This is a genomic window from Arthrobacter sp. M2012083 (assembly GCF_000281065.1).
Classification (GTDB): Bacteria; Actinomycetota; Actinomycetes; order Actinomycetales; family Micrococcaceae; genus Arthrobacter.
Genome location: NZ_AKKK01000022.1, coordinates 1 through 22,181 on the forward strand (window position 1 = coordinate 1; position 22,181 = coordinate 22,181).

Genomic DNA, 22,181 nt, shown 5'->3' on the forward strand with positions numbered 1-22,181 from the left:
CGGACGAACCTGGAGAAGGCCATGATCGTAGATCTTCCCGATACCACCACCTCCAAGATCTCCAAGAAGATCATGTCCCTGCGCGAACAAGGCGGCGTCATCGCGTTGGGTCGTGTGCTGACCCTGGTGGTAGTGACCAAGTCCGGGCAGGAAGAAGACGCCATCGAGGCAGCCAACGAAGCCAGCCGGGAACACCCCTGCCGGATCATCGTCCTGGCCGACGCCGGCGCGGAAGGACCCGACCGGCTCGACGCGCAAATCCGTGTCGGCGGCGACGCCGGCGCCTCCGAAGTCATCGTCCTGCGCGGGCACGGGCACATGGCCCACGAAAGCGAATCCCTGGTCGCGGCGCTGCTGCTCCCGGACGCACCGATCGTGGCCTGGTGGCCGCACGGCGCCCCGGAAAGCGCGTGCGAGACCTCGATCGGCCGGATCGCGCACCGCCGCATCACCGACTCAGCCAACGAACCCGACCCAAGGCTCGCTCTGGAGAACATCCGGGCCACCTACAAAGCCGGCGACACCGACCTCGCCTGGACCCGCCTGACCAACTGGCGCATGCAACTCGCCGCCGTCTTCGACCACGTCGATGCACAGTCCGTGACCGCCGTCGAGGTTCAAGGCGCCTCCGATTCAGCCAGCACCCACCTCTTGGCAGCGTGGCTCAAGAACTCCCTGAACGCTCCCACCACCATTGTGGATGGCGAGCCAGGGATGGGCATCCGAAGTATCAGGCTCCGCCGCGATGACGGAGATGTCCAGCTGTCCCGGCCGGGTCACTCAGGGGTGATTCTGACCCAGCCGGGGCAACCCGCACAACGCATCACCCTCCCCCGCAGAAGCCTCAAAGACTGCCTCGCAGAAGAACTCCGACGACTCGACCCCGACGAAGTCTTCGGAGAAGTGATCGGCATGGGGCGTGTTTAGATCATCCCGCCACGCGCGCCGATAATCAGTTCCAAGGACCGGAGCACAGCGAACGGCACAACGCCGCTGGTGCGCGGGTTTTGTGGCGATACTTTATTGCAGATTTCAAAGCGGTAATTCCCGCTGTTTCCGGAAGCCTCGATCACGTGTGTCGTAAGCTCGGCAGCCGGGTCGGCCCTCACAGACACAGCCACAGCGTCCCAGTCGTCTACCGCCAGGGCGACGGCGGCTGCCACGTTGAGCGATTTGGGGAACAATTGTGTGGCTCGGGCGGCGGACCCGGTAAAGATCTCGATGGGGCGGGCCGTATTCCGAATGCGATCGGCCTCAACCTGGTCCATCCACGGCTGAATCAGGGAACCCGGGAGCTTGGTTGTGGTTATCCTGACGGCGTCGTAGCCCGTTGCGCGGGCGCCCGACGCCAACAGGTCCAGGCCACCAATGGAGCCCGGGGTCAGGAAAAGCCTGCCAGGCCCTGCCTCCGACAATCGCTGTGAGAGGTGCGGGTCCGCAAGCGCCCCGAGTGATGTAGCGAGCAGGTCTACGCCCGCAGAAAGCACAGCCTCGCCATGCTCAACCAAGACCTCCTGCCCAGCACATTCAACCAGGAGGTCGCAGCGCTGCAGCGCTTGTTCCAACTCCAGCTGGGGTGCCGGCGCGTTGTCTATGGCGCTGCGGCTAATGATTCCTTCAAGGGTGGCCCCCTCGACTTTTCCAGCTGCAATGTCAGCAGCAACACGAGCACCAATGGCTCCGTGTCCGATGATTCCGATCCTGCGGGGTCCTGGCTTCATTCGATTCCTTGCTTGATGGAGTGGATGGACGAACCCGCGCCGTGATCGTCTAGACGTTAAGGGTAAGTTCGTCCGCGGAGGAAGCCTTCGGGTCATAGGCGACGATGGAGGCTTCAGTTTTCTTCAGGAGCACCGCCAGTTGGTCGATCTCCTTGGCGGTGAGGCCGGCGAGCATATTGCGCTGCGTTTCCAGATGCTTTGAAATGACCTCGTCAATGAGTTCTTTGCCATGGTCCGTCATCTGGGCGTAGACCACCCGACGATCCTCCTTCGACCGAACCCGCTCAATGAGGTTTTGTTCCTCCATACGGTCGAGCCGAAAGGTGATGCCGCCCGTGGTCAGCATGGATGAACTGGCGAGTTCACCAGCAGTCTTCCGGTGCGGAGGGCCGGAACGACGCAAGTTCGCCAATACATCAAAGGATGCCAACGTGAGCCCGTACTCCTCATAGTTCACATCCTGCACAGCTCGCTGCCGCGCCACCAGGCTCTGCAAGCGGCCAAAGACGCCGATGGTCCTGGGATCAAGATCCGGGCGCTCGCGATGCCAGTCCTCAATAATGGCGTCCACGGCGTCCGTGTCAGTGTTCCGCGATTCGGTGGTCATGCGCACTTTCTCCTTCATTCGGTCTAAGCATCTTAACACTGAGCTTCCCAACGAAGGCGGCAAATAAGAGCACTTTCCACCGGGGTCTTGCAGCACGTCCCAGTATATCTTAGTCTTGAGATAGTTAGAGTCGAGAGAGATTGAAACTGTCCCGACTTTTGCGAACTCTGGCAATAACCAATCCGAGAGAGGTCCATCATGAGCGACGTTATCGAAAGCAAGTTACCGGAACTTGAGGAGCTGATTGATTCGGCCATCGCCTCCCGTGAGAGCCGGGTTGTTGACTTCAATACCCTGAAATTCCAGACCAAAATGGGTGAAAAGTTCCGACGCGGGCAGGTCCGTTACATCGGTTCCGGAGCTACCGGAGACCACTCGGACGACAACAACATCCTCCAAGCGGAGCATTTCACCTTTTCCAACATGGTGCTGCCCGCCGGATGCGTAGGTCCTGAGCACACGCACCCGGACGTCGAAGAGGTGTTCTTTGTCCTCGAAGGAGAGGTGGAGTTCAGCGTGCACGACGTGGAAGACGGCAACAAGAAGGCAAGCCGCGTGCTGGGCTACCGCGATTTGATCCGCGTTCCAGCAGGGGTTCCCCGGAGTTTGCGCACCGTCAGCGACGTTGACGCAATCATCTGCGTGATCATCGGCGCCAAGAAGCCGGAGATCCCGTTCTATCCGCCCACCTCGGAGATGTATGGCGTGACCCGCTAGACCTTCGAGAACCCGGGTACCGGCCGATATGGCCGGTACCCGGGTTTTGTTTTGCTGAATGGTTGGGTGCACAACGAAAAGAGCCTGCAGCTCAAAGGGTTACGAGCTGCAGGCTCTTTCCGTATCCACCCATCCCTTGGCCGGAGGGTTCGCCAGGAACGACCGGCTAAACGTCGCCCCCTGAGAGAACCGCGGCCTGTTTCTGGGCATCGGCGTCATGGACCCTACGGATTCTGGCTACTCCAAGATCGTGCTGGTACAGGTGCTCGTCCTTGTCCGCGTCTGCAGCCAGCGCCTCCAACAATTCCCGGTCCTGTTCCAAAACCACCCAGTGTTTTTCTTCAAGGGTTGTCTTGTACATGAACCGCCAAACATCCCGTTCCCAGTCGGAAACGGTCCGGGTACGCCAGTGGAAAACAGCGGAGGTATGGGCATCAATAGGAGTGGACATTCCTACGATGCCGAACGAACCCCCGGGACCTGCCGAATCGGCATACGGGATCTCCAGGTCCACGTAATCCATGGATTCGCGGCAGTACTCCACCCAGTCGAAGTTCTTGCCGCGCTGGTCCGTTTTCTCGAAGAAGAATCCACGATCGGTCTCGCGGATGCGGAAGCGGGCACTGGTATCACCGCCAAACATGGAATGCGAGTCACGGTGGAGGAACGCTCCGTGCATCGGGTCCAGGACGTTGTCCATGTAGAAACGCCACGGACTATTCCATTCAGCGTAGTTTGAGAACCAGGAAACCTCAGGGTTGTCCAGACGATCGGGCAGTTTGAATGCCGTCACCACAGAGTCCTCTGTCAAAGGCATGAAGGCAAAGATCATGTCAGCGCCTTCCTCCACAGCCAGCGATGCTGTGACTGTCTTACCCTCAAGCGCGCAGCCGGGCATCCCGGGAACCGAAACCACGGTGCCGCGGCCGTCCACCTGAACGCCGTGGTACTTGCATGCCACCCGGTCCCCCAGGTGTTGGCCCACGGATAACGGGGCGCTGCGGTGGGGGCAGCGATCCTCCAACATTCGGATTTGGCCCCTGGCATCGCGGAAAAGGAGCCAATCCACACCCAGCCGGCGGACCTTAACCATGTCGCCGGGACCCACGAACCGCGACGGGTAGATGGGATACCAGCGATCCCTCAGTCCCGTCGCGGCCAGTTCTGCGGCATCGAGTTGGCGCCGGGTACCGACGACAGTTTTAGTCTTGGCCCTGCCGGCCCTGGCTCCGACGACGGAGCTTGCCGTTGCAGTTGCAGTTGTCATGTCCTACTCTCCCAGTCGTCGCATTTCGGAACGGAATCGGGTTTCATCCCACGGTTCACCGTCCGGGGCGTTCAGGCCCAAATTGTTCAGCCCCGAGATGATGGCCGGCAGTTCGTGGCTACCACTGGCGAAAATCTCGGACAGGGCTCCGGCGAGCTTCAACTCATAAGGGTTGGGCGGACCCACCCGGGACTGGTTGGCGTCAAGATATTGCTCAGGCACTGTGCTCCTCCTGTGTTTCGGTGACGGTGTGCAGACCCTCAGCGATGTTCATGAATGACCTGCTCCACTCGTTGAATGAGTGAGATCGGCTCTGGTGTGCTGGAACAGCGGTGTTGTCGATGATGACAAAAACCCCGTTCCTGATTCCCCCGGCGATGCTTTGCGGTATGGAGATATCGGCGTCCGGGTCAGGGGCGGCGGCAATGACCAAGGACGGCGCACGCACGCCCCTGAGCGTGGCCACGAATCCCTCAACCGACGTGTCCACCAGGGGGTCGCCCAGGATGACACTCTTGATCTGCTCCGGGTGGTGTGCAGCGAGCATGATGGCCCCGTACGCGGCTGTTCCGCTGGCAAGGATATGAGCTGGACCGGCCGTTGACTCGTAGAGGGCCGACGAGGCCGCTTCAACCCAGTCGTCCATTTGACCGGGCGGGCCGGTGACGTCGAACTTAACGCCGGTTCGGGGTTCCCAGGCACGGGCCCCCAAAGCGTCAAGCTGCTGGGCAAACCATTCGGCGGCTCCCCCGCCGCCGTGCAAGCACACGATGTCGTGCTGTGGCACCACATCGCCGGGCTCATGGCCAGAGCGCGGATCTACTTCCGTACTTGATTTCATGGGCTCTCCTGTTCCTCTACTGACGTGGGGTTGGAATATGCACGGGCGGAACAAACGCACCCGGTACGGGATCCAAAGCGGTGACATCGATCTCGATCACCGCAGGCCCCCGCACCGCGAGTGCTTCCACCAAGGCCCCGTCAAAGGAGCCGGGGCCGCGCACCCGCCAGAACGGCAGGTTCAGCGATTGGGCGAGCAAAGCAAAGTCCGGTGTATGCAAGTTGACTCCTGCCTCCGCGAAGCCGTTGGCTTTCTGCATGTTGCGCAGAACCCCATAGCCGCCGTCATTGAACACGAGCACCACACACCAGACCCCTGAACCGGCAAGCGAGGCAAGCTCACCAAGGTGAACGGCCAGACCGCCGTCGCCGGCAATCACTACCGTGGGAACGTCCGGGCGGGCGCAGGCCGCCCCAATGCCCATGGCCAAACCTTGGCCGATGCCGCCACCCAGCGGAAAGATGTTTGTTTCGCGGGAGTACATCTCCAGCAGGCGGTTACCCCACTGGCTGGAGGGGATGGTCACATCACGCGCAACCACGGATTCCCGGTCCAGGCGCTCCCTGAGACTGTGGCAGATTTCCGCATAACCGCCGATGTACTCAGTCAGCGTGGCCCGTACCTCGAGGCGAACATCGTGCACCTGCTGCGCCCACGCGGCGTCCACCGAATGGCTACCCAACTGGCTGACAATCGCCCCAAGAATTGCGCGGGAGTCGCCCACCAAGCCCACAGTGGCCGGATACACCCGGCCCACGGCTTCAGGATTTAGATCCAGCTGGATGTGGGTGGACGGCAGTTTGAGCGAATAATGCTGCGTCTCGTTGGAGCGGAAGTGCGTGCCAACACTCAGCAACACATCAGACTTTTCGATCAGCCTGGCGGCGGCGGGAGTGGTAGCAAAGTTCCCGATGACAAGATGGTCATCTTCCGGAACCACTCCCCGTCCCGAGTTGCTGGTCAGGAGTCCTGCGCCGAGGTGGTGGAGCAGAGCCGCAAGTTCCTTCTCCGCGCCTGCCGCTCCTCCGCCAGCCCAGATAAGCGGGCGCTTGGCACCTGCCAGGAGCCGGACCGCTTCCGCGACGGAATCGGCGTCGTCATCCGGTAAAGGCTTTACCTGAGCGTCGATCGGCCGCTGATCATCCGGGTGGGCCAGGTACTGCAAATCCGTTGGCCATTCGATGCTGGCCGGCGTGTGAGGCAAGGAGAGCAGGTGTGCGATTGCCTCCTCCAGGTCAGCCTCCGCATCCTTGCCATTAAAAATGGTGCGGGCATAGCCGGAGACCGCATGGAGCATCTGCAACTGGCGTGGGACTTCATGGATCACTCCACGGTTGCTGCCCATGAACTCGCTGTCGATCTGGCCGGTAATGTGCAGCACGCGGCTTCCCGCGGTGAGCGCCTCCACCATGGAACCCGCGGCGTTGCCTGCGCCTGTACCGGTGCTGGTCAGGGCAATTCCGATTTTGCCGGACGCTCGGGCATAGGCGTCAGCTGCGTTGACTGCCGCGGCCTCGTGGCGGACAGCCACGAAGTTCAGCTCCCTGTCCACTGCCTCGACGAGGGGAAGATTGTGGATGCTGATGACCCCGAAGGCCGTATCGATGCCGTGCCGACGCATTACACGGACCAGGACGTCACCGCCTGTTGGCCCCCGCGGGACCGTTGCTGCTTGTGTCACTGACATATCTGGATCTCTTTCGTGATGAAGTTCCGCTGGCTAGACATAGCGCCCAACGCCACCTCCGACGTCGATGGTTGCTCCTGTGGTGTAGCCGCTGAGGGGCGAGAGCAGCGAAACAATATGGAAGGCCACCTCCTCAGCCGTGCCGAAACGGCCCAGCTTGATGCCACGGTTGGCAGCGATCTCGGCACTCCAGGCCTCGTAGTCGAGCTCGGAGTCGGATGCCTCGTAGCGCCGCCTCCACTGGCCGGTGTCCACCAGGCCCAGCAGGACTGAATTCACCCGTGTTCCCTCTGTGGCCAGGTCTTCGGCCAGTGAATGGGTGAGGTTCAACAGTGCGGCGCGGGCAGCTGAGGTGGCAGCCAGGCGTAACTCCGGCTGCCGGGAGAGGATCGCGTTGACATTGACCACCGAGCCGTGCGGTGATGCATTCAAGGCAGATCTGGCGGAACGTACCATATTCAAAACGCCGAAGATCTTCAGGCTGAACTCATCACGCAGCTGCTGGTCCGTGGTGTCCTGGAGCGTGGCCATCAAGGAACGGCCCGCGTTGCACACCAGGCCGTCAACGGCGCCAAACCGGTCCAAGGTGCCGGCGATGAATCTGTTGGTGGCATCCTGGTCCGTGACGTCGCACGACGCAAGGTAGATCGCGTCCTTGTCCGCCCAGGAAAATTCGTCGAACGCGGCGGTTAATCTGCCGGCGTCACGCGCACAGGCAGCAACCCGGGCACCTTCGCTCAGCAAGTATCGGGCGGTGGCAAGGCCGACGCCGGAGCTCGCCCCGGTGACAACCACCGTTCGGTCCTTCAATTGCAGGTCCATGTATGGGACTCCTTGTTAGTTTTTTCTCCGCTGCGGGGCGGTTCGGCTCAGCGATTTCAGTGGCCAGCGGCTTCAGTGGCCCATGACGAAGCCGCCATCCACCACGATGGTTTGACCGGTGATGAAGCCTGCAGCATCGGACAACAGGAACTGGACGGCGCCTGATACATCCCGGGGTTGTTGGTCCCTGGGCAACACTCGGTTCTCTTCATAAAGGCGGTACCGGGAGGCCGGCACTGACTCGGTGGCTTCTACCCGGGTCAGTCCCGGAGCAACGGCATTGACCCGGACTCCGGCTGGTCCCGCGTCGCGGGCCATGGTCCGGGTCATTGCCAGGACTGCCCCTTTTGATCCGACATAGTGGACCAGCCGGGGAGAGCCGTAAAGTGCTGCGTCCGATGCGATGTTGACGATGGACGCTGCCCGGCTTTCTGCCAGCTGGGGGTAAAGGTGTTTGCTGACCAGCCAGGTCCCGTAGGCGTTGACGGTCATCACCCTCTGGAAGAACTCCTCGTCCAGTTCCCAAAACGTGTCGCCGCCTACGCCGTCGGCCAGCGCCGCATTGTTGACCAGCGCATCCGCCCCGCCCAACTGCTGGACTGCAGTGGCCAGGTGCGCCACGGAGGCTTTGTCGGCGATGTCGGTGACGACGGACGTGGCGTCGAAGCCCTGTTCACGGAGTGTTGCTGCAGCTTGCCCGGCCAGGTCTTTGTTCTTCTCGGCAATGACTATCCGGTCTCCGCTGCCTGCCAATCGCTCGGCGATGTCGAAGCCAAGTCCCCGCCCGGATCCGGTAACTACTACCAGGCGCGTCACCGGAGATCCTCCCAGAAAGCGAGGATGGCAGCGGCCATCTCCGTCGGCTTTTCCTGCACAGCGGCGTGGCCCGCGCCGGGAATGATGCCCAGCGTGGCGCCAGGGATGTTCTCCGCAAGGACCCTGGATTCCGCGACGCCCGTGATCACGTCGTCCTGGCCTACCAAGACCAGCGTCGGGATCCGCAGCCCGGGCAGCAGGTCCGTGGTGTCGCACTGCGCCATCATGGCGGCAGCCGATGCAAAACCGGACAGGCGTACGGCGGCCATGTCCGCCCGGACGGCTTCCGCCACCCAAGCCGGGGCGGACGGGGATACCAGCCTTGCGGCTCGTCGGGCCGCAATAATTTCAGGACCGACGGCGGCCAGCTCGGGAACGCGCGCAAGCATGCGTTGCGCTGCGGTTTTATTAATTCCGGAGCCCCGGGTGCTGTCCGCCAGCACAATGGACCGCACCGCCTCAGGTGCTTGGGCAGCTATCCGGGTGGCGATCACTCCACCCCAGGACGTGCCGATCAGGTGGGCCGGGCCAACATCCAGTGCGGCCAGGATCTTCAGCACCAAAGCAGGGTGATCCAAACCTTCCGGGGGCGCTGCGGACTCACCATAACCGGGTGCATCCCAGCAGAACGTCTGGTACCCGCGTGCGCTCAGCAAGTGGGCCAGTGCACCACATGATGACGCGGCGCCTCCGATGCCGTGCATGAGGAAGACGGGCGTGCCTTCCCCGTGAATAACCAGGGAGATCCCGTGGACGGTTTTCCTGCCTTCGGCAATAGTGCCGGTCGGCGCTGCTTCGGTGGCTGGCGGCAAGGAACTGCTACGCATGGGCTTTTTCCGCGGCAGGAGTTTCCGGCATGGAGAAGTAGTCTTCACGTCCGGGGACCACCAGTGACCTGTAGCCGATGTCCGGAATGCCAGCCATGGCGCTGCGGACCGCGGTCGTGGGCGGACCTGCCGTTCCCCATTGGTCGGACAGTTCGGGTGTGCGCTTCCAAGTGCGGCACAACCAACTGTCTTCATCCACCTGGGCAACTTCGGAGGTATATTCGCAAACCAGTCCTGCGGGGTCTGTGAAGTAGGAAAACGTGTTGTCGCCCGGGCCGTGACGCCCCGGCCCCCACTGGGGTGCGATATTGTGCTGTTTCAGATTGCCGATCCCTCGCATGAAGTGGTCAATGCTCTGCATCTCGTACGCCACGTGGTTGACCGAAGTCCAAGGGGCCTGGTTGAACGCGATGGCGTGGTGCTCGCTGTTGCACCGCAGGAAGGCCATCTGGTGCTCGGACCAATCTGAAATCCGCATCCCCAGCACCTGCGTATAGAAGGCGGTGGCACGGTCAATATCCACGGTGTTGAGCACCACGTGGGCGATCTTGCGGGGAAGGGCCCGCCGACCTGCAGGCTCCTGGCTGACAACCGCATGGACATCGGCGGAAAGTTCCACCAGCCTGCCTTCGGGGTCCACCAGCTGGAGGCCGTAGCCACCGGCAGCATCATCCAAAGGTCCGGGTTCGCGGAAGAGCGGAATTCCCAAGGCAGTGAGTTTGGTGGCTGCGCGGTCAACGTCCTGCGGCGTGGCCAAGGCGAAAGAGACCCCGCCCAGGGCGTTCTGCTCGCCCTTTTCCAGCCTCAGGATGTGGTGTTCCGAACCGGTTCCGCGGAGCCAGAACTTGTCTGTGTCCTCTTCTACGGTGGAAAGGCCCCAGACTTCATGGTAGAAATCCTTGGCCGGCCGGGTGTCGGGCACTTTAAGGGACACAGAACGCAGCGACCGCAGATTGCAGACAGGCTCTGCTGAGAAATAGTTCATGGGAATCAGCCTTCAGTCGAGTGATGTTCGTACTAGAGATCCAAAATCAGGTCCCGGGACCGGCAACGCGAAACGCAAACAAACATTGATTTGTTCTCTGCCCGTTCGGCCGGGGAAAGCAGGAAATCGCGGTGGTCAACGTCGCCTTCGATGACTCCTGTTTCACAGGTTCCGCAGATGCCTTCCGCACATGAGCTGGGAACGTTGATGCCGGCGTCGTTGAGGGCCTCCAGGACCGAAACATCAGGCCCTACGGAGATCCGCTGACCAGTGCTCTGGCAGATGACGTCGAAACTTGTCGGATCGAGTTCTGGTCCGGCCGCAACGTCCGGTGCTTTGAACCGCTCAATCCTCAATCTTGTTTCGTCTGCCATGGCACCCGCTACAGCCTGCATCAATGATTCCGGGCCGCAGGCATACACCAGTGCTTCAGGCGGGAGCGAGCCGACTGCCTCGGAGAGATCAGCGAATTTGCCGTCGGCTTCGTCGGCAGCGTGGATACTTATCCGGTGCCTGGGGAGGTCATACACCTCTGATAGGAAGGCCATGGTTGAACGTGACCGGCCGGTATACAGCAGGGACCAGTCAGCTCCGACTGATTCCAACCGCCGCACCATGGAAATAATGGGGGTGATGCCAATACCGCCTGCTACCAAGGCGTAGCGCTCGGCATGGTCAAGCTCGAAGTTGTTGCGCGGACCATCAACCTTAATGAGCGTTCCCACCGGGAGCTCATCATGGATCAGCCTGCTCCCGCCGCGCGAATCGGGGGTTCGCAGTACGGCCACAGTCCAGCTTGTTAGGTCGTCCGGGTTCGAACACAAGGAGTATTCGCGTGTGAGCCCGTTGGGGAGGTGCAGGCTCAGGTGGGCTCCTGGAAGCCAGGCCGGGAGCGCCGCCCCGGTGGGGTCCATAAACATGATCCGGATGACGCCGTCGGCTTCCCAGGTTTTCTGGTGCACCCTGAGTGTCAGCGTCGTGGGTTCGGCGGCTGCAGAATCCGCACTCACCCGGTTCTCAATTTCCACGCTCATTGGTCCTCACTTCCTCCGGTGGGCGATTGCTTCGATTTCCACCGTGGCCCCGTAGGGCAAGGCGGCCACCTCCACAAACGAACGTGCTGGACGCGGCTCCTCGAAAAGCTCCTCATAGTGGCCGTTGGCTTCGTCGCGCAGCGTCACGTCCGTGACGAAATAGGTGGTCTTGATGACGTCCCGCAAGGACATGCCGACGGTTTCCAATCGTTCGGAGAGCCTTGCGGCTGCGGCAACCAGCGCTTCAGAGCGGCCGGGAACGGCAACACCACGTTCATCCACCGACAATGCGCCGGAGACGAAGCCGAATCCCCCGGCTACAAAGGCCGGGCTGTAGGGGTGGGCATTCATTGAGGTACCTTTCGAAAGCAGGATGGTGGCAGCCTGTCCGGCTAATTGCCGGCCCATGGTATGGATGCACCCGAGAGGTCGATGTAGATACTCTTCTGGTGCATGTAGGAACGAATGCCGTCCCGGCCCTTTTCGGTACCCAGACCGCTTTCCTTAAGCCCGCTGAACGGGGTGGAGATGCTGAACTGCTTATAGGTGTTGACCCAGACGGTGCCGGCCGAAACGGACCTCGCTGTTCGCCAGGCCAAGCGGTAGTCGGAGGTCCAGATCCCGCACGCCAGGCCGAAGATACTGTCGTTGGCTTGGAGGATGAGATCGGCTTCGTCGTCAAACGGCAGGATCACCGCCACGGGCCCAAAGATTTCCTCCTGGCAAATGACGTCGGAGTTGCTCACGCCGGCAATGATGGTGGGCTCATAAAACGCGCCGGCCTGGAACCGGGACCCGGTGGGGGCAGCGCCACCGCAGAGGATCTGCGCACCTGCCAGCCTCGCGTCTTCCACCATCGTGGCCACCGCGTCCCGGTGGGCGTGGGCAACCAGTGGCCCTACCTGGGTGGTTGGGTCCGTTCCAGGTCCGAGCCGCAGGGCTTGGGCCCCCTTGACCAGTTTTTCGACAACGGCCTCATAGACCGAACGCTGGATGAAGACGCGCGAGCCGGCAATGCAGCTCTGCCCGCTTGAAGAAAAGATGCCATAGAGGACGCCTGCCACAGCTTGGTCCAAGTCCGCATCAGCAAAAATAATGGTGGGGGATTTTCCGCCGAGCTCCAAGGTAATCGGCATGATTTTCTCGGCCGCAATATGTGCCAGCTGGCGCCCTGTGGACGTGCCACCCGTGAAGGAGATCTTGCCAATGCCGGGGTGCCGGGCAAGCGCATCGCCAACGACGCGGCCGGGGCCAGGAAGGACAGAAAGTAGACCGGCCGGAAGCCCTGCCTCCTCACAAATCCGTGCCAGCAACAGCGAAACCCAGGGAGCCCAGACCGGGGGCTTCACCACCACCGCGTTGCCCGCCGCGAGCGCCGGAGCCACTTTTTGTGCGTCGCTGGCAATCGGCGAATTCCATGGCGTGATGGCCCCTACTACGCCGATCGCCTCATATGTGGACATGCTGAGGTAGTTCCCTCGAGGGGACGTCAGTGCGTCCTCCATGGTTTCCAGTGCGGAAGCAGTGAAGCGGAAGGTGGCTGCCGCGCTCATGGCGAGCGCCTTGGTTTCCACGAGTGTCTTTCCTGTATCCAGTGTCTGCAGTTTGGCAATGCGGTCAGCGTTGACCTCAATCGCTGAGCTGATGCGGTGGAGTACGGCGGCGCGTTCGTGAGGGAGCTTCTTTGCCCATCCGGACTCTTCCACGGCTTTCAGGCCGGCAGCCACCGCGGCGTCCACATCCGCGGCTGTTGCTCCGTGGAGGGTGGCGAACACCTCTGAGTTAGCGGGGTTGACGGATTCGATCAGTGTGCCGCTGGCTCGGGTCCACACGCCTCCCACAAAGATTTCATCCCTTACATCAAGGCTGTCGGTACTCATCTTCAGGCTTCCGTTCATCTCTCTGTCATGCCCACGGCGTGAAACATGCGCTCCGCCCACAGGCAGCGTGTGCCGATGCTGTGAACTACGTCATAAAAAGAATATCAGTAGTAAGATACTTTCTGTCAAGATATTTAGGTTCGAAGTTATTTCTGGTTGGAGCCTGCGCTTTCCAGCGCGCCTCTGTGGATCGGCTCGCTGGTGTGCGCCAAGGGCAACCCTGAGCTCTGGTTCCTGGTAGCGATGATCTCCGCCATGATGGAGACTGCTGTTTCAGCCGGCGTGGAAGCGGAAAGGCCGAGCCCGATCGGCGAGCGGAGTGGCGCCACCGACCGGTCGGTGTGGCCCAAGTTAATCAGCCTCTCCCGGCGGTCCCTGGCTGTTCGGCGTGAGCCCATAGCCCCGATGTACTCAAAACCATGCCTTAGGGCTACGTCCAGGACCGGAACATCGAACTTGGCATCGTGGGTCAACACACAGATAGCTGCATCCGAGGCGAGCCTTCCCCGCGTGATTTCTGCCTGCAGGTAGCGAGCCGGTTGATCTACCACGATCTCGTGGGCTGAGGGAATACGCTCGGCCGTCGCGAAGACAGCACGGGCATCGCAAACGGTGACGTGAAAACCCAGGAAAGCCCCTAGCTGGGCCAGGGAGGCTGAAAAGTCTATAGCCCCGAAGATTAGCAGCCTACGGGCCGGACGGTAGACATCGATCAGCACGGAAAGCGACTCTTCGGTTCCGGCATCCGCCACGAGAGTGACCGACGTCGTACTGCCGGAGGCAATTGCTTCCTGGACTGCACCCCCGGCGGCGCGGACCACATCCGGGGCAAGGGATTGACCGACGAACAGCTCTTCGATTTCCGCAGCTTGCAGCACAAGTTCAGATCGACCTACCAGGCCAGGCACGCCGTCGAAAATAGTAACCATGGCGCATGGCAGTTTCTCTTCCAAGGCCTTTTTCAGTAAAGCAAAGTGCCGGGAGGAGGCCGGAGCGTACTTTTGGATGAAGATCTCAACGCTGCCACCGCACGTCAGACCGATGCCGAAACCGTCGTCGTCTGAAATGCCAAATCGGTGAAGCTCCGGGACCCCGCTGGCGAGGACCCCGGCTGCTGCTTCGATCACACTTGCCTCAATGCATCCACCCGAAACGGAACCGACCGGGGATCCGTCATCGGTGACAAGCATGGACGTTCCGATTGCCCGTGGCGCGGAGCCCTCCGTGCGGACTACCGTTGCCAAGGCGACATGTTGATCGCTCGGCAACGAGTTCTCCAGCGTCTCCATCACCTCACGCATTTCCGTCAGCCCCGCCGTGACGCACGCGCGCTGCGCGGATGCCGTTGTAGACGCGTTCAGGCGTCATGGGCAACGATGTGAGCTGTGCCCCGGTTGCGTCAGCGATGGCTTGGGCAATCGCTGGAGCAATGGGAAGCATGCCACCTTCGCCCATCCCCTTGGTCCCAAAAGGTCCGGCCCCATGGCCCTGCTCCTGGGTGATGGAGGAAAAGCGCCGGGGAATGTCCTCCGCCAAAGGCACCCGGTAGAGGAGCGCCTCACCGTTCAGCAACTCACCGTCGTCATACCGCAGTTCCTCGAACAGCGCCTGGGCCAATCCGAAAACCGCGGCGCCCTCGTCCTGGCCGCGGCAACCCAATTTGTTCACCACCTTGCCGGCATCTCCACTCACCACCAGTTGCAAAAGCTCCACCCGACCGGTTTCCGGATCAACCTCCACTTCGGCAGCCGCCCAACCGATCTCCCAAAAAATGCAGGGTGCTTCCAGGGGCGCGCTGCTGGCGGAACGGGCCTTGTAGTAGCCATCCGCCGTAAACTCGAAGCCCGTTCCGCCGAATCTCTCCATAATCAGCGGTGGGAGCTCATAAGTGGTGCCTTCAGCATCAACGATCGTCCAGTCGTCCAGACGAATCGATTGCCTGTCCAGCATCAGGTGTTCGGCCGCCGTGTCCAACACCGAACACTTCACTCGTTCAGCAGCCTGCCGGACGGCATGACCCATGACGGCGATGCCCGAAGAGGCGTTGGTGCCTTGGTCGAAGGGGGTGTTGTCGGTGTCAATAGCGGCATACCTCACCCGCTTCGGATCGCATCCAAGCGTCTCCGCCACGATCTGGCACAACGCCGAATGACCGCCTTGGCCCATTTCCACCAAGGCGCAATTCAGGAACACATCGCCGTTGGTGGTCACTTTCACGCGGGCCTGGGCGGGCTTGTTGACGCCACCGCCATCTTTGATACCAATGGCAACTCCCATGCCACGGTTACTTAAGCGCGTACGATCGCGATAACCGATGGCGTCCGCCACCAGGATCAGTCCATGCTTTAGGTCCGAATCGATGGGCGTTTCCCCGGGTACGAACTCCTCCCCCAATTCCTTGGTGTTCTTTAGTCGAAGCTCCAGGGGATCGAAACCCAGCCGCTCGGCGATCAGGTCAACTTGGCGCTCACTGGCCCAAGTGGCTTGGGTTGCGCCGAAACCACGGTAGGCGCCGGCAGGGACACTATTGGTGATCACTGCTTGGCAGACGGAATCTATCCGTTTCCAGCGGTAGGCCCCGGGCATCCGATACCCCGCTTTCTCTGCCACCAGCGGACTGGCATCCGCATAAGCCCCACCGTTGAGCAGTACCCGTGACTGGCGCGCCATGAACTCACCGTCTGCCTTGAGCCCCGATTTCACCGTGAGGATGGCGTCATGCTGGCTCAGTGTCAGGAAGACTTCTTCTGTGCTCATGCAATAACGCACCGGCCGCCCAGCCGACAATTGTGAGAGCCGGATGGCGATCGCCTCCGTTTTTGGGCCGTTCTTGGCACCAAAGCCGCCGCCCAGGAGCGGGACGTTGACCCGGATGTCGTTTTCGGGCAGCCCAAAAACCCTCGCCAGTTCCTTGCGCATTGGGAAAGGGCTTTGAGTGGAGGTCCACACTTCGATTTCGTTCGCTGTCGCCTCGGCAACAGTGGCAAAGGGCTCCAGGTGCATATGGTTCATGCGGGAGAAGGTAAAGGTGTCCTCGAAGATGTAGTCGCAATCCGCCCAGACGCTCTCCTCTCCCGTTTCGTAGCGGAACTCGTAACTCACGTTGTGGGCAGTGTGTGCCGCCCCCGAGGCTCCATCGCCGTACTCGGGGTAGGCGGCGAAGGGCTGGTCGGGAAAAATGGCGGGCGCGGAGGGCTCCATCGCTGCTCTCACATCAAAGACAGCCGGCAATTGCTCGTACTCAACACGGATCAGATCCAGTGCCGCGAAAGCGGTGCGTTCGTCCACGGCGGCCACTGCAGCGACGACGTCGCCAACATAGCGGACCGACTCTGTGGCCACAATCGGCTGGTCTTTGACGTAGGTTCCGTAGGAATGCAGTCCAATGATTTCCTCGCGGGTGACCACGGCGGTGACTCCGGCCAGGGAGCGGGCAGCGGAAGCATCGATGCTCAGAATTCGCGCGTGCGCATACGGGCTTCGCAAGACCTTCGCGTGAAGCATCCCGGGCTTCTCAATGTCCACCGTGTAGACCGCACGGCCGGTGACCTTCATGGTGCTGTCCAAGCGTGGGCGGTCGCGTCCCACAATCGGCTCATCATCCGGAGTGCGAGGATTCACGAACCCGGTCATTCCGAAACCTGATCCTGCTGCTTGGCTCCAGCCAGTTCGGCTGCACGCTCCACGGATTCCAAAATCATCTCGTAGCCCGTACACCGGCAGGTGTTCGAACTGACCCACTCGCGGATCTGTTCCCGCTCCGGTTGTGGATTCTGCCGCAGCAGCGCCGTGGTCAACATCAGCATGCCGGATGTGCAGAAGCCGCATTGGAAGCCGCCACATTCCCTGAATGCCTGCTGCTGGGCACTCAACGTACCGTCTTGGGCCGCCAAGCCCTCAACCGTTTCAACACGAGCGCCGTCAACGTCGAAGGCAAACGTGGAACACGCAGCTACAGGAAGGTCGTCAACCAAAACAGTGCAGGCACCGCAAACACTGCGTTCACACGACGCGCGCACCCCTTGTTTACCGCAGCTGTTGCGCAGCAAGTCCAGGACCGTGGCACTCGTAGGGACACAATGCCGCTCCGGGCTTCCGTTCAACTCGAATTCAACATTGTGGGTGAGTGTTTCCTCGTTTGATTCCGGTGATTCAAGGCTCATGGCCGACTATCCTTTCCTTTGGTTACCGGTGGCTTCGGCAAGAAGACGGCCGCAAAGAACGCCCACCAGGTGTCGGCGGTAGTCGATGGACCCCGCGTAGTCGCCCGCCTCGTCCGGAAGCTGAGCCGCCAGAACCTGGCCCACAGAGACCGGGTCGAGTTCGGTGATGTCAGTCGCCTCGGCAGCATGTGAGAGGACAAAAGGCTGCCGGTATTCACTGCCACAGACGGCAGAAACGGTGAGCCCGGCCACCGGGTTCTTTCGTACCGCGAGGGACACGGTGCTCACCGGGCGCATTGACCGCTCGTAGCCGAACCACAACAGGGACGCAGTGTCGACGGTGACGGCGGTGAGAATACCTACGTTGCCAAGGCTGCGGTCCCACAGTGAGTCCCGCTCCCATAGTGACGAGACGGGCAGGGCTGTAATGTCACCGCCATGAAATTGCATCTGCCCACCCAAGGCCGACAGAATGACAGGCATTTCGTATCGATATCGACGTGAAAGGAGATTGCCCCCGAGGGTGCCGCGATAGCGGATCCGAACTGTGGCAATTGATCCCCAAGCTGCAGCCAGGGCAGGGACGGTGGATACTATTTCCGGGCTTCTGCTGCCTTCAGCGTGGCTCACCCCGGAGCCAATGCTCAGAACCCCGGAATTATTCGAAATTGCCCGCAGCTCCGTGATTCGTTGCACGGAAACCAAAACCTCCGGCTCCAATCCCTCACGAAATTGGGCCACCAGATCCGAACAACCCGCCGCAATCACAGCTTCCGGATGCTGCCGGGTTAGAGCCACAGCTTCTCCGAGCGAAGTAGGCCGATGCAATATAAATGGTGGAAGGGCGGACTGGCTCTGGGCTATCAGCCCAGCCCCTAATTTCTGGCCTCGCATTGGTCAGCCTTCTTTCGCTTTCGCCCGGTAGGGGCTTTCTGCCGCGGCACCCTTGCCCGGCAAAACCTTGAGATTCATGACAACCAGCCGGGCGACCCGCAACAGGCCGCCCGGCAAGGTTCCAGCACGCACTATGCCGGGCGGTCGCCCTTCAAGGTGACCCGGTGCATCAGCCGGTAGTGCGGGTGATAGTCCCCCACTGCATAGTGTTGGGTGGATCGGTTATCCCAGATCACCAGGGAGTTCGGTTCCCAACGGAAACGAACCTGGTATTCCGGGGTCCTGGCGAGGTCGGTGAGCATGTTTCTCAGCGAGTCCCCCAGCTGGGTGGAAATACCCGTAAGCCGGGTGGTGAACAACGCATTGACGTAGACAAGCTTGCGGCCGGTTTCCGGATGCTTACGCACAACAGGGTGCGTCATGGGTGGATACTTCCGCCGGGTATCCTCGTAGCGCGCGTCGCCGTCGGGACCCTGGCGGACAACTCCGGTGAGTTCCTTTTCCCAGTCGTGCACTCCCTCAAGACCGTCAATGACGCTTTTCACGTTCTCTGGCAGAGCGTCATACGCGGCGGTCATACTCGCCCAGAGCGTATCCCCGCCGCACGGCGGAATTTCCTGGGCGTGAAGGCATGTAGCGGAATTCGGTGTCGCCTGCCACGTCAAGTCCGAGTGCCAGACGTCTGTCCCCGCAGCCCGGCCACGCGACTCCAGCACCTCAATGTGCGGATAGTCGGGGAGGGAGGGGAAGAACGCACTTACTTCCTGGGGGTCGCCGAAAACCTTGGCGAATTCGATTTGATCATCCGGCGTGATGTGCTGATCGCGGAGAAAGAGTACTTGGTGCTCGAGGAAAGCTTCCCGTAGTTCCGTCCGGCATTCCGGGGTGATCTCTTCACGTAGATCCAGTCCATGGATGTACGCCCCGATAGTGGGTGTTGCTCGTTCCAGCGTGAATGTTTTGAACTGTTGATCGTTGCCGCTCATGGTAGTTCCTTCCTTTGGTGGCGTTTGATATGGCGCCCGTCTCTGTCATCGGTGACAGATCAAGACGAGCCGTTCCTGCTGAGGAGTGCTTTGTGTCAACTCACTCCGAATAGGTGGATGCGGGGACCTCATCAACCCCGGTCGCATCGTTGCGTCTCCCAACCCGCAATGCCTTCTTTCGTATGACCCGTCCGAGCAAAACAGCGCACGTGATGGACACCGTTCCGGCGACGAAGACGTAAAGCGAGGTTGAGACAGACGCATTTGTCGCAGCAAAGAGGGCACCGGCAATAAGAGGTGCAATTGCGCTGCCGAAGAGATTGCCGAGAGTAGTAGCCAAGGACAACCCGCTATAGCGGACCTTCGCGTCAAAGGCGGTGGAGAAGTATGCCGGCGAGAGTGCCCATGGGATGTATACGGCCACCGTTGCCGCAACGTAGCACACGGCGATGAGGCCATAAGTGCCCCCATCAAGGGCAAAGTACAGGGGGAAAGCAACGATGACGATGAGTGCAAGGCCCCACAAGTACACCCGTTGCCCGCCGAATTTGTCTGAGAGCGCACCGGCGATCGGGGTAACTACAAAGCCAATCGTGGAGGTGACGATCACCAGGACCAACATCGCCGTCGAATCCAGGTCTCCGGACTTCCCTGCGTAAACAAAGTTGTACACGGTGATCAGGTAGAAGAAGATTCCCGGTGCCAGACTGGCGCCGGCTACCAGGAACACTTGCTTGGGGTGTGTCCGGAGCACCTCGACTATAGGCAGACGCACAACGCCGTGGTCAGCCTTGACGCGATCGAACTCCGGGCTTTCCGCGACCTTCACACGAATAATAAGGCCAGTGATAACCAGTATCGCGCTGAGCAGGAACGGGACCCTCCAGCCCCAGGCCATGAAGGCGTCCTCCGCCATAGACTCCAGGGGTATGTATAAGGTCATGGCCAGGATCAGCCCGACTGCAACGCCTGCTTGCGGCCAGCTACCGAAATAGCCTCGTTTGCCTTCGGGGGAATGTTCGGTAGCCATCAGCACGGCGCCACCCCACTCTCCCCCGAGTGCGAATCCTTGGGTCAGCCGCAGTATGACCAGCAGAATCGGGGCGAACACGCCAATCGAGTCGTATGTGGGCAGTAGTCCAATAGCTACAGTGGCAATGCCCATGATCAAAATGGTGAGGACCATCATCGGCTTCCGGCCTGCCCTGTCACCGAAGTGGCCGAAGACGATGGCCCCGATAGGACGGGCGACGAAGCCGGCCGCGAAGGTCGAGAATGCAAGCAGGGTCCCGGTTGTCGGGTCGAAGCCAGGGAAGAAAAGGTGGTGAAAAACGAGCACCGCTGCGGTGCTGTAGATAAAGAAGTCGTACCACTCGATAGTCGTGCCGATGAGGCTCGCGAAGGCGACCTTCCTCGGAGAACTCGCGCCCGATGGTTGTGCGACCACTGCACTCATATTGTGCCTCCAGGTAATTTTGCGAACAGTCGGCCCCGCTATGCGTGGACCCTGGTGATCAGGGCTGCCTAAGGCACCTGTCTCAGAATGAGATGTGAAGTGATGCAGATTACTTCAGTAGTCATTATCTTATGACTGAGATGCTTTGTGCGCAAGATCTCATTTCTCATGGAATGCTGCCGGAAAATTCAGCCAGACAGTGGACTCGAGGACGCGCGGCCCCTCACTGGGTCGTGGGAGCTATGAGGCCTCTGGCAATCTGTTCAAGAATTTCCTGGATGCCACGGATGTCCCGGAGGAACGGGGTGCGGACAACGCTGCTGACCACATGCAACGCTGCTTTCACCCGGGTCCTCACCACTTCCTGATCCGCGCCGGGGTAAACGTCCTGGACCAGCGAGGCGACATCGGTGATGTAGTCACCCTGGGCCTCCATCAAGTTCCGCAACTCCCGCTCGGGAAGGTGCGGACGTTCAGACACTGCCAATTGCAGGAATTCCGGGCTTCCCAGTGAGAAGGCAATGTATGTGGAAAGGATGCGCTCCAGTGCCTCGGCTGCATCAGCGGCTTCAGCGAGGGCCCGCGACATGTCCATCCACCGTACTTCTTTGGCGCGATGCAGTGCAGCGGCAAGCATTTCCGCCTTGCTGTCGAAATGGCGGTAAATGCTGGGACCTGCGACTCCAACTTCGGCGCCGATGTCGTCCAGACTGACGGCGTCAAAGCCTTTCGCCGCGAACTGTCGGATTGAGGCTGCCAGCAACGCCTCACGGCGGGTGCGCGGCAAGTCAATAGCCGCGCTACGGTGATTCGTCGCCGTTTCAATCGGGGGCATTGGCATGACCAGTACTGTGCGGGCGAGCGTGGTCAGCTGGGATTCTTCGTCCGCACGCGAAAGCCGATTTGGGTCCAACGACACGCTGATCATCGCTGCAAACATGGCCCACGCCCGCAAGTCGGCCTCGGAAGCGGGCAGCGCGGGGCTGCCGGACTGCAGTTTGCTGCTGATGGCGAACTTGATACCACTGGCAATATCGAAGCGGGTTGCAGGCGGGAGATGGCGGGATTCACGCTCCCACAGCACGCCGTTCTCCCTATGCACCAGAATTGCGCGGCCCAGCGACGTGATCAACTGATCGAGGTCGCCGTCGGGCGTCTGGGTGATGCTATCCAAAACAGGCTGGAGGCTGGCCACCACTGCCTCGCGAAGAAGCTCACCCTTGCCCGGGAAATGTCTATAGAGGGCGGACGGCTGCACTGCCATCGCCTTGGCCACGTCGGTCATGCTGACTTGGGGGTATCCCTTCTGCGCGAAGAGGTCACCTGCCGCAGCAAGTATCAAGGCGCGCCGGTTCCGCGGCCTAGTGCCGCGTTCCGGGGCGGTGGTGGACTTATTCATGTTCTCAAGATTAGTCGCATTCACTTATTGCGCAATAGCCCGCTACGTGCCAAAGTTTAAGAACAACCCGCGGATCACT

22 protein-coding genes are annotated in these 22,181 nt (G+C 60.9%); 2 read left to right on the forward strand and 20 right to left on the reverse strand.

Features of this window, described 5'->3' with window-relative positions; translation table 11 throughout:
- Nucleotides 1-21: 21 nt before the first annotated feature.
- Nucleotides 22-927 (forward strand): glucose-6-phosphate dehydrogenase assembly protein OpcA, encoded by a 906-nt coding sequence (locus A477_RS22270; RefSeq protein WP_044568751.1) that lies wholly within the window; start codon nucleotides 22-24, stop codon nucleotides 925-927.
- On the opposite strand, the gene A477_RS0111000 is transcribed toward A477_RS22270, so the two are convergent.
- Nucleotides 924-1,721 (reverse strand): aspartate dehydrogenase domain-containing protein, encoded by a 798-nt coding sequence (locus tag A477_RS0111000; RefSeq protein WP_017199043.1) that lies wholly within the window; start codon nucleotides 1,719-1,721, stop codon nucleotides 924-926. The genes A477_RS22270 and A477_RS0111000 overlap by 4 nt on opposite strands.
- Nucleotides 1,722-1,770: 49 nt before the next feature.
- Nucleotides 1,771-2,328: a MarR family winged helix-turn-helix transcriptional regulator gene (locus A477_RS0111005; RefSeq protein ID WP_017199044.1), complete on the reverse strand. Its 558-nt coding sequence runs from the start codon at nucleotides 2,326-2,328 to the stop codon at nucleotides 1,771-1,773.
- Nucleotides 2,329-2,526: 198 nt separating this feature from the next.
- Here A477_RS0111005 and A477_RS0111010 point away from each other — a divergent pair, with 198 nt between their 5' ends.
- The gene (locus A477_RS0111010; protein WP_011774625.1) at nucleotides 2,527-3,045 is read left to right on the forward strand and encodes a cupin domain-containing protein; all 519 of its coding nucleotides are present in this window, start codon (nucleotides 2,527-2,529) and stop codon (nucleotides 3,043-3,045) included.
- A gap of 166 nt (nucleotides 3,046-3,211) precedes the next feature.
- Here A477_RS0111010 and A477_RS0111015 read toward each other — a convergent pair whose 3' ends face one another.
- The 18 genes from A477_RS0111015 to A477_RS0111105 all read right to left on the reverse strand — a co-directional run bounded on the left by A477_RS0111015 (nucleotide 3,212) and on the right by A477_RS0111105 (nucleotide 22,102).
- Nucleotides 3,212-4,312, reverse strand: coding sequence for a Rieske 2Fe-2S domain-containing protein (locus A477_RS0111015; protein ID WP_017199045.1), 1,101 nt, complete (start codon nucleotides 4,310-4,312; stop codon nucleotides 3,212-3,214).
- Nucleotides 4,313-4,315: 3 nt separating this feature from the next.
- On the reverse strand, nucleotides 4,316-4,534 hold the full coding sequence (locus tag A477_RS0111020; protein WP_017199046.1) for a recombinase-like helix-turn-helix domain-containing protein: 219 nt from the start codon (nucleotides 4,532-4,534) through the stop codon (nucleotides 4,316-4,318).
- Nucleotides 4,527-5,153, reverse strand: coding sequence for an alpha/beta fold hydrolase (locus tag A477_RS22275; protein ID WP_017199047.1), 627 nt, complete (start codon nucleotides 5,151-5,153; stop codon nucleotides 4,527-4,529). Before A477_RS22275 ends, A477_RS0111020 begins: the two co-directional genes overlap by 8 nt.
- A 16-nt stretch (nucleotides 5,154-5,169) precedes the next feature.
- The gene (locus A477_RS0111030; protein WP_017199048.1) at nucleotides 5,170-6,840 is read right to left on the reverse strand and encodes a thiamine pyrophosphate-binding protein; all 1,671 of its coding nucleotides are present in this window, start codon (nucleotides 6,838-6,840) and stop codon (nucleotides 5,170-5,172) included.
- A 33-nt stretch (nucleotides 6,841-6,873) separates the two neighbouring features.
- Nucleotides 6,874-7,662 carry an SDR family oxidoreductase gene (locus A477_RS0111035; protein WP_017199049.1) on the reverse strand — a complete coding sequence of 263 codons (789 nt, stop codon included), beginning with the start codon at nucleotides 7,660-7,662 and terminating at the stop codon, nucleotides 6,874-6,876.
- 72 nt (nucleotides 7,663-7,734) lie between these two features.
- On the reverse strand, nucleotides 7,735-8,478 hold the full coding sequence (locus A477_RS0111040; RefSeq protein ID WP_017199050.1) for a 3-oxoacyl-ACP reductase family protein: 744 nt from the start codon (nucleotides 8,476-8,478) through the stop codon (nucleotides 7,735-7,737).
- Nucleotides 8,475-9,305 carry an alpha/beta fold hydrolase gene (locus A477_RS0111045; protein WP_017199051.1) on the reverse strand — a complete coding sequence of 277 codons (831 nt, stop codon included), beginning with the start codon at nucleotides 9,303-9,305 and terminating at the stop codon, nucleotides 8,475-8,477. The genes A477_RS0111040 and A477_RS0111045 overlap by 4 nt, the downstream gene beginning before the upstream one ends.
- Nucleotides 9,298-10,290 carry a VOC family protein gene (locus A477_RS0111050; RefSeq protein WP_017199052.1) on the reverse strand — a complete coding sequence of 331 codons (993 nt, stop codon included), beginning with the start codon at nucleotides 10,288-10,290 and terminating at the stop codon, nucleotides 9,298-9,300. The genes A477_RS0111045 and A477_RS0111050 overlap by 8 nt, the downstream gene beginning before the upstream one ends.
- A gap of 32 nt (nucleotides 10,291-10,322) precedes the next feature.
- Nucleotides 10,323-11,324, reverse strand: a complete 1,002-nt coding sequence (locus A477_RS0111055) for a PDR/VanB family oxidoreductase (protein WP_017199053.1) — start codon at nucleotides 11,322-11,324, stop codon at nucleotides 10,323-10,325.
- A gap of 6 nt (nucleotides 11,325-11,330) precedes the next feature.
- Complete coding sequence (locus tag A477_RS0111060; RefSeq protein WP_026005533.1) at nucleotides 11,331-11,675, reverse strand: RidA family protein; 345 nt, start codon at nucleotides 11,673-11,675, stop codon at nucleotides 11,331-11,333.
- 41 nt (nucleotides 11,676-11,716) lie between these two features.
- Nucleotides 11,717-13,204, reverse strand: a complete 1,488-nt coding sequence (locus A477_RS0111065; RefSeq protein WP_044568755.1) for an aldehyde dehydrogenase — start codon at nucleotides 13,202-13,204, stop codon at nucleotides 11,717-11,719.
- A 146-nt stretch (nucleotides 13,205-13,350) separates the two neighbouring features.
- Nucleotides 13,351-14,505 (reverse strand): XdhC family protein, encoded by a 1,155-nt coding sequence (locus A477_RS0111070; protein ID WP_017199056.1) that lies wholly within the window; start codon nucleotides 14,503-14,505, stop codon nucleotides 13,351-13,353.
- Complete coding sequence (locus tag A477_RS0111075) at nucleotides 14,498-16,837, reverse strand: xanthine dehydrogenase family protein molybdopterin-binding subunit (protein ID WP_017199057.1); 2,340 nt, start codon at nucleotides 16,835-16,837, stop codon at nucleotides 14,498-14,500. Before A477_RS0111075 ends, A477_RS0111070 begins: the two co-directional genes overlap by 8 nt.
- Entirely contained in the window at nucleotides 16,834-17,367 is a 534-nt protein-coding gene (locus A477_RS0111080) for a (2Fe-2S)-binding protein (RefSeq protein ID WP_017199058.1), read from the reverse strand. Before A477_RS0111080 ends, A477_RS0111075 begins: the two co-directional genes overlap by 4 nt.
- A 6-nt stretch (nucleotides 17,368-17,373) precedes the next feature.
- Nucleotides 17,374-18,261 carry an FAD binding domain-containing protein gene (locus A477_RS23860; RefSeq protein ID WP_026005534.1) on the reverse strand — a complete coding sequence of 296 codons (888 nt, stop codon included), beginning with the start codon at nucleotides 18,259-18,261 and terminating at the stop codon, nucleotides 17,374-17,376.
- Between the two features lie 131 nt (nucleotides 18,262-18,392).
- Complete coding sequence (locus tag A477_RS0111095; RefSeq protein ID WP_017199061.1) at nucleotides 18,393-19,247, reverse strand: TauD/TfdA dioxygenase family protein; 855 nt, start codon at nucleotides 19,245-19,247, stop codon at nucleotides 18,393-18,395.
- A 100-nt stretch (nucleotides 19,248-19,347) separates the two neighbouring features.
- A complete protein-coding gene (locus A477_RS0111100) occupies nucleotides 19,348-20,703 on the reverse strand; it encodes an MFS transporter (protein WP_017199062.1) in 1,356 nt (451 codons plus the stop codon).
- 223 nt (nucleotides 20,704-20,926) lie between these two features.
- The gene (locus tag A477_RS0111105; RefSeq protein WP_017199063.1) at nucleotides 20,927-22,102 is read right to left on the reverse strand and encodes a TetR/AcrR family transcriptional regulator; all 1,176 of its coding nucleotides are present in this window, start codon (nucleotides 22,100-22,102) and stop codon (nucleotides 20,927-20,929) included.
- Nucleotides 22,103-22,181: the final 79 nt, after the last annotated feature.

Bases quoted from the DNA above. Each gene is read 5' to 3' on its own strand.
- A477_RS22270 (WP_044568751.1), top strand. From the start codon at position 22: ATGATCGTAGATCTTCCCGATACCACCACCTCCAAGATCTCCAAGAAG.
- A477_RS0111000 (WP_017199043.1), bottom strand. From the start codon at position 1,721: ATGAAGCCAGGACCCCGCAGGATCGGAATCATCGGACACGGAGCCATT.
- A477_RS0111005 (WP_017199044.1), bottom strand. From the start codon at position 2,328: ATGACCACCGAATCGCGGAACACTGACACGGACGCCGTGGACGCCATT.
- A477_RS0111010 (WP_011774625.1), top strand. From the start codon at position 2,527: ATGAGCGACGTTATCGAAAGCAAGTTACCGGAACTTGAGGAGCTGATT.
- A477_RS0111015 (WP_017199045.1), bottom strand. From the start codon at position 4,312: ATGACAACTGCAACTGCAACGGCAAGCTCCGTCGTCGGAGCCAGGGCC.
- A477_RS22275 (WP_017199047.1), bottom strand. From the start codon at position 5,153: ATGAAATCAAGTACGGAAGTAGATCCGCGCTCTGGCCATGAGCCCGGC.
- A477_RS0111030 (WP_017199048.1), bottom strand. From the start codon at position 6,840: ATGTCAGTGACACAAGCAGCAACGGTCCCGCGGGGGCCAACAGGCGGT.
- A477_RS0111035 (WP_017199049.1), bottom strand. From the start codon at position 7,662: ATGGACCTGCAATTGAAGGACCGAACGGTGGTTGTCACCGGGGCGAGC.
- A477_RS0111045 (WP_017199051.1), bottom strand. From the start codon at position 9,305: ATGCGTAGCAGTTCCTTGCCGCCAGCCACCGAAGCAGCGCCGACCGGC.
- A477_RS0111050 (WP_017199052.1), bottom strand. From the start codon at position 10,290: ATGAACTATTTCTCAGCAGAGCCTGTCTGCAATCTGCGGTCGCTGCGT.
- A477_RS0111055 (WP_017199053.1), bottom strand. From the start codon at position 11,324: ATGAGCGTGGAAATTGAGAACCGGGTGAGTGCGGATTCTGCAGCCGCC.
- A477_RS0111060 (WP_026005533.1), bottom strand. From the start codon at position 11,675: ATGAATGCCCACCCCTACAGCCCGGCCTTTGTAGCCGGGGGATTCGGC.
- A477_RS0111065 (WP_044568755.1), bottom strand. From the start codon at position 13,204: ATGAGTACCGACAGCCTTGATGTAAGGGATGAAATCTTTGTGGGAGGC.
- A477_RS0111070 (WP_017199056.1), bottom strand. From the start codon at position 14,505: ATGCGTGAGGTGATGGAGACGCTGGAGAACTCGTTGCCGAGCGATCAA.
- A477_RS0111075 (WP_017199057.1), bottom strand. From the start codon at position 16,837: ATGACCGGGTTCGTGAATCCTCGCACTCCGGATGATGAGCCGATTGTG.
- A477_RS0111080 (WP_017199058.1), bottom strand. From the start codon at position 17,367: ATGAGCCTTGAATCACCGGAATCAAACGAGGAAACACTCACCCACAAT.
- A477_RS23860 (WP_026005534.1), bottom strand. From the start codon at position 18,261: ATGCGAGGCCAGAAATTAGGGGCTGGGCTGATAGCCCAGAGCCAGTCC.
- A477_RS0111095 (WP_017199061.1), bottom strand. From the start codon at position 19,247: ATGAGCGGCAACGATCAACAGTTCAAAACATTCACGCTGGAACGAGCA.
- A477_RS0111100 (WP_017199062.1), bottom strand. From the start codon at position 20,703: ATGAGTGCAGTGGTCGCACAACCATCGGGCGCGAGTTCTCCGAGGAAG.
- A477_RS0111105 (WP_017199063.1), bottom strand. From the start codon at position 22,102: ATGAATAAGTCCACCACCGCCCCGGAACGCGGCACTAGGCCGCGGAAC.